Origin of the sequence: Pseudokineococcus sp. 5B2Z-1 (assembly GCF_037482305.1) — a bacterium.
GTDB lineage: Bacteria > Actinomycetota > Actinomycetes > Actinomycetales > Quadrisphaeraceae > Pseudokineococcus.
In genome coordinates, this window is record NZ_JBBHZG010000013.1 from 468 (window position 1) to 4,631 (window position 4,164).

The following is a 4,164-nucleotide window of genomic DNA, read 5'->3' on the forward strand; positions in this document are numbered from 1 at the left end:
CGCGGGGCGCCCCTCCGGGGTGGTCACTCGTCGGGCTGGTCGTCCTCGTCGTCGGGCTCGTCGTCGGCGTCCAGGTGGACGGGCTCGGCGGTCGTTGCGGGCTCGACGGGCAGGGGGTCCTCCCCGCAGGCGCGGCGCTCGACGTCGGACAGGGTGTAGCCCTGGGCCTCGATCCACCGGAGGTAGCGGGTGGTGTCGGCGGAGACGTTGCGCCAGGAGTGCTTGCCGGTGGCCTCCTCGGCGGCAGCCAGCAGCAGGACCAGGGTGATGACCTGGGCGCGGGGGCCGCTGACCTTCTCGTCCACCAGGACCGGGCGCCGCCCGTAGCCGCCGCTGCTCTGGACGCCGAGCAGGTCGCACGCGAGGCGGTGGCCGCCCTCGTTGGCCTTGGACAGCGCCCACCCGTCGCCCAGGGTGGCGGCGATGAACTGCGGGGCGTCCTTGGGGGCGCTCTTGCGGGTGGCGAACTGGCGCAGCCAGTCGCGGCGGACGGTTTCGGCGGAGGTCCACGCGCGGTTGGACTCGATGACGTCGCGCCGCTCGGCCTTGGCCTGCTCGCGCTCGGTTTCGCTCATGTCGGCGGCGAGGGTCCGCGTGCTGGCGCCGGTGCCCGCGCCCCAGCGGGAGACGTGGCCGTGGGCCTTGGGGTCGGTGCAGACGTAGGTGGCGACCATCGTCTCGACCCGCTGACGCCCGGCGCCGGTGGCGGTGGGGGTGTCCCACACGGCCTCGTCGTCGTCGTACCAGACCTCCTCGTCGTCCTCGGCGGGGTCGGCCAGGCTCTCGGCCTCGGCCGGGTCCTCGGCGGCGGGCTCGCCCTCGCCCGGTTCGGCGGGCTCGACGTCGACCCACTGCATGAGCGGGCGGATGTAGGCGGCGTGGCCCGGGCACTGCGCGTGCTTCTCGGCGGTCAGGGGCTCGTCGTCGTGCTTCAGCTCCGACAGGGGCGACGCCGCGTCGTCGTAGTTGGGGCGCTCGACCACGGGCACGCCGCGCTCGGCCAGGTCAGCGGCGACCTCCTCGCCCTGGCGGCGCAGGGCGCGGAGGTCGCGGGCGCGCTGGGCGACGTGCTCGAACTGCCCGTCACGGGCGGCGACGACCAGGGCCTTGATCGTCTCGGGCTCGTCCTCGAAGTCGGCCAGGGTGGCGGACTGGTCGAGGGTGAGGAAGTCGTAGCGGTCGGCGGCGCCGCTGGCGATGCCGCTGCCCGCGACGGTCAGGGCGGCGTCGACGTCGGCGCGCTTGGTCGCGGTGCGCTTGGCGATCTGGGCGGCGGAGACGCCCAGCGCGCTCAACTGCGCGAAGGCGGCGACCCGCTCACCGGTCCGCAGGGCCGCGCGATGGTCGTTCTCGCCCATCTGGTCGACCAGCCGGTCGGCCTCGGCCAGGTCGGCCACGACCAGGACCGGGACGGTGGGCCGTGCGGTCTCGACGGCGGCGAGGGTGCGGCGCTGGCCCATCAGGACGGCCAGGGCGCCGTTGTCGGTGCGGTGGGCCACGACCGGGACCAGGACGCCGCGCTCACGGATGCTGGCCAGGAACGGCTTGTCCAGGCGGGCGTCGACGCGGACGTTGGTCGCCAGGACCAGGGTCGCGGGGTCGACGTGGACCAGGGTCGGCGCGTCGGTCGTCTCGACGGCGGCGGCGACCTCGAGGGCCGGGGTGGTGGTGCTCTCGCTCATGGCGTGCTCCTCGCTCGGGTGGTGCTCGGGTGGGGTGGTGTCCAGCCGGGCGGCTGAGGGGCGCCGCGTGCCCTCGGGGTTCGCGGCGCCGACCGTCGCCCGGACGGTCAGGCGCTCGGGCCGATCCGGGCGCCGCACCGGCTGTCCTCGCAGGACAGGACCGAGGTGTCGCCGTCGAGGTACAGCGCGACCTCGCGGGCGGTGTAGCCCTCCCAGGCGTCGAGCGGCGTGGTGTGGTGGCGGCGGCGGGGCGCCTGCTCGACGGCCACCGCGAGGTACATGCCGCCGTGGGCGTCGCACGCGACGCGCCCGCTGTTGGAGACCCACAGGCGGGCCACGCGGGGGGCCTGCTCGTCCTGCTCGGGGGTGCTGCGCTCGTCGTCGCCGTTGGTACTCATGGCTTCTTTCCCTTCTATGTCTACCGTTAGGTCAGTGGTCGATCTGGCCGCAGCCGGGGCAAGGCGCCCCGTCCTCGGGGTCGGGGTGCATGCAGGGCGGCTCCTCCACGACCGGCGTCCAGGAGGTCGGGCCGACGTGGCTCAGGAGGTCGCCTGCGAGGGTGACGAGCGCGTGGCGGCGGACGGCCCAGCCCGCGCCGTAGCACTCGGCGCAGACGCAGTCCCCGATGTGCCACGCCTCGCCGTGGAGGTCGACGAGGGAGCCGTGGTAGGTGACGAGGAAGGGCAGGACCGTGGTGTCAGCGCCGCCGTCCACCATCTGCGCGGCCTGACGGGCGGTGATCCGCACCGGACGCTCCTCGTTGTTGCTCATCTTCGGCTTCCTCTCACTCGCTCCTGCTTACGGTAGATACTCTACCGTTTGTAGCCTTGAGTAGCAATCCGATCGGCAACCCTTTTTGACCGGGTGCCGTCCGTGCGCGGGGTGCGCGCGGCGGGGTCGGAGGGGGCACCTTCGGCAGCGAGGGCCGGGGGTGTGGGGGCAGCGCCCCCGCGTCTCCGGTGCCGCTTGCGGCGCCGGCTACGGACTTCGGGCGCGGGGCAGACCTCTGGTGAGCTGGCGGGGTTCCTCCGTTGCTCAGGCGAGGCGCAGCCATGCCGCGCCCGGTGGTCGGCGGAGGAGGGCGGGGTCCCCGTGATGCTTCGTCGACACGCTCTTCGTCGACGAGGGATCACGGGGTGCCCTCCGCAGAGCGCAGCGGCCGGCCGCCGGGTGTGGCCTCCTCTGGTCGTCTGAGGGACGGAGGGACCCCGATGGGTCGTGGCCACACGCCCACCACCACTGACCGACCGGCACAGTTCTACGGGTGGGGACGTCGCGTCGCCCAGATGGGCGCTGTGCGGCCGTAGGCCGCTCCGAGAAGGGCCGCAGGCCCCGGCAGGTCGAGCAGATGACGACCGGAGGTTGGGGTCCCCTCCCGACGCCGGAGGGTGTCAGCGCCGCCGGCGGCGTCAAGGGCGCGTGCCGCGTCGCTGCGCGATGGCCTGCGGGCCACCCTGGACCCCGCCGTCGACGCCGACGGACGGCATGTATCGGGAGGGGACGGGGGCAGAGCAGCGGCCCGTGCTGCTGCGCGCTCGAGGGCCTGGCCGTGGCGGGAGGGGGGCCGTGCCCGGTCGGCGTCAGCCGGCGGGGGTGCGGGCCTGGTGAGGGGTGGGTCCCGTCGTCCCCGGTGTGGGCGGGTGGAGCCGCGTGCGAGCTCGGGCCGTCCACGTGGGGGCGAGGGGCGCCCTAAGTGAACAGCGGGGGAGCGGGGGGTCGTTCAGGCGTCGACGTCGCGCCCGGTGGCCTGGCGCCACCAGCTCGGCCCGGCGTAGCCGGTGGCCACGACCACGAGGCTGACGACGCCGCGGACGAGCAGGGCCACGCCGGCGAGCAGCACGAACAGGCCGACCCACCACGCCGGCGTGGAGGCCATCAGCCACACGCCCAGGCCGACGAAGGCCAGCGGCCCCAGGACGGTGCTGACCGGGGTCGCGCAGACCTCGCGGGCGACGACGGCCCAGGGGCGCCGGTCTGCGGGGGGCATGGCCGCCACGGTAGGCGCGGCCACCGACAACGGGCCTGCCCCGGTGACGTGGGCCGGACCGGGCGCCCGGGGGCGCGGTGCGGGGCGTCGTCTCAGGTGGCGCGGAGGGTGACCTCGCAGACGGGACCGGTGGGGCCGGGGGCCCAGTCGGTGAGGCGTTGGTAGCCCTGGCGGGCCAGGGCCTCCTCGAGGGCCGCGGTCGAGGCCAGGTGCGGGCCGGCGGGCTCGGCTGGTGCCGGGTGGGCGAGGTGCTCGAGCTCGACGAAGGGGTCGCTGGGGGTGATGGGCCAGCGGGAGTGCTCGACGCCGTCGCGGCGGTAGGCCACGAGGTCGGGGCCGGTGGCGTGGACGCTCAGGCGCAGCTGCACCGGGCCACTGTGGCCGCCGCCGCGGGCGGCCGGTGGGGGCTGTCCACAGCGCCCTGGTGCCGAGCTGGCCGCGGGGGGAGGGCCTCACCTGGTCGGGGCGCCGGTCCGGTGACGGGGGAGACACCGG

5 protein-coding genes are annotated in these 4,164 nt (G+C 75.3%); all 5 read right to left on the reverse strand.

Annotation, left to right across the window (positions count from 1 at the left end):
* Positions 1–23 precede the first annotated feature (23 nt).
* Complete coding sequence (locus tag WDV85_RS16965; RefSeq protein ID WP_339571745.1) at positions 24–1,682, reverse strand: ParB/RepB/Spo0J family partition protein; 1,659 nt, start codon at positions 1,680–1,682, stop codon at positions 24–26.
* Positions 1,683–1,789: 107 nt separating this feature from the next.
* Positions 1,790–2,080, reverse strand: coding sequence for a hypothetical protein (locus WDV85_RS16970; RefSeq protein WP_339571746.1), 291 nt, complete (start codon positions 2,078–2,080; stop codon positions 1,790–1,792).
* A gap of 31 nt (positions 2,081–2,111) precedes the next feature.
* Positions 2,112–2,453 (reverse strand): hypothetical protein, encoded by a 342-nt coding sequence (locus tag WDV85_RS16975; protein ID WP_339571747.1) that lies wholly within the window; start codon positions 2,451–2,453, stop codon positions 2,112–2,114.
* 949 nt (positions 2,454–3,402) lie between these two features.
* Positions 3,403–3,669: a hypothetical protein gene (locus tag WDV85_RS16980; protein WP_339571748.1), complete on the reverse strand. Its 267-nt coding sequence runs from the start codon at positions 3,667–3,669 to the stop codon at positions 3,403–3,405.
* Between the two features lie 92 nt (positions 3,670–3,761).
* On the reverse strand, positions 3,762–4,037 hold the full coding sequence (locus WDV85_RS16985) for a hypothetical protein (protein WP_339571749.1): 276 nt from the start codon (positions 4,035–4,037) through the stop codon (positions 3,762–3,764).
* Positions 4,038–4,164 lie beyond the last annotated feature (127 nt).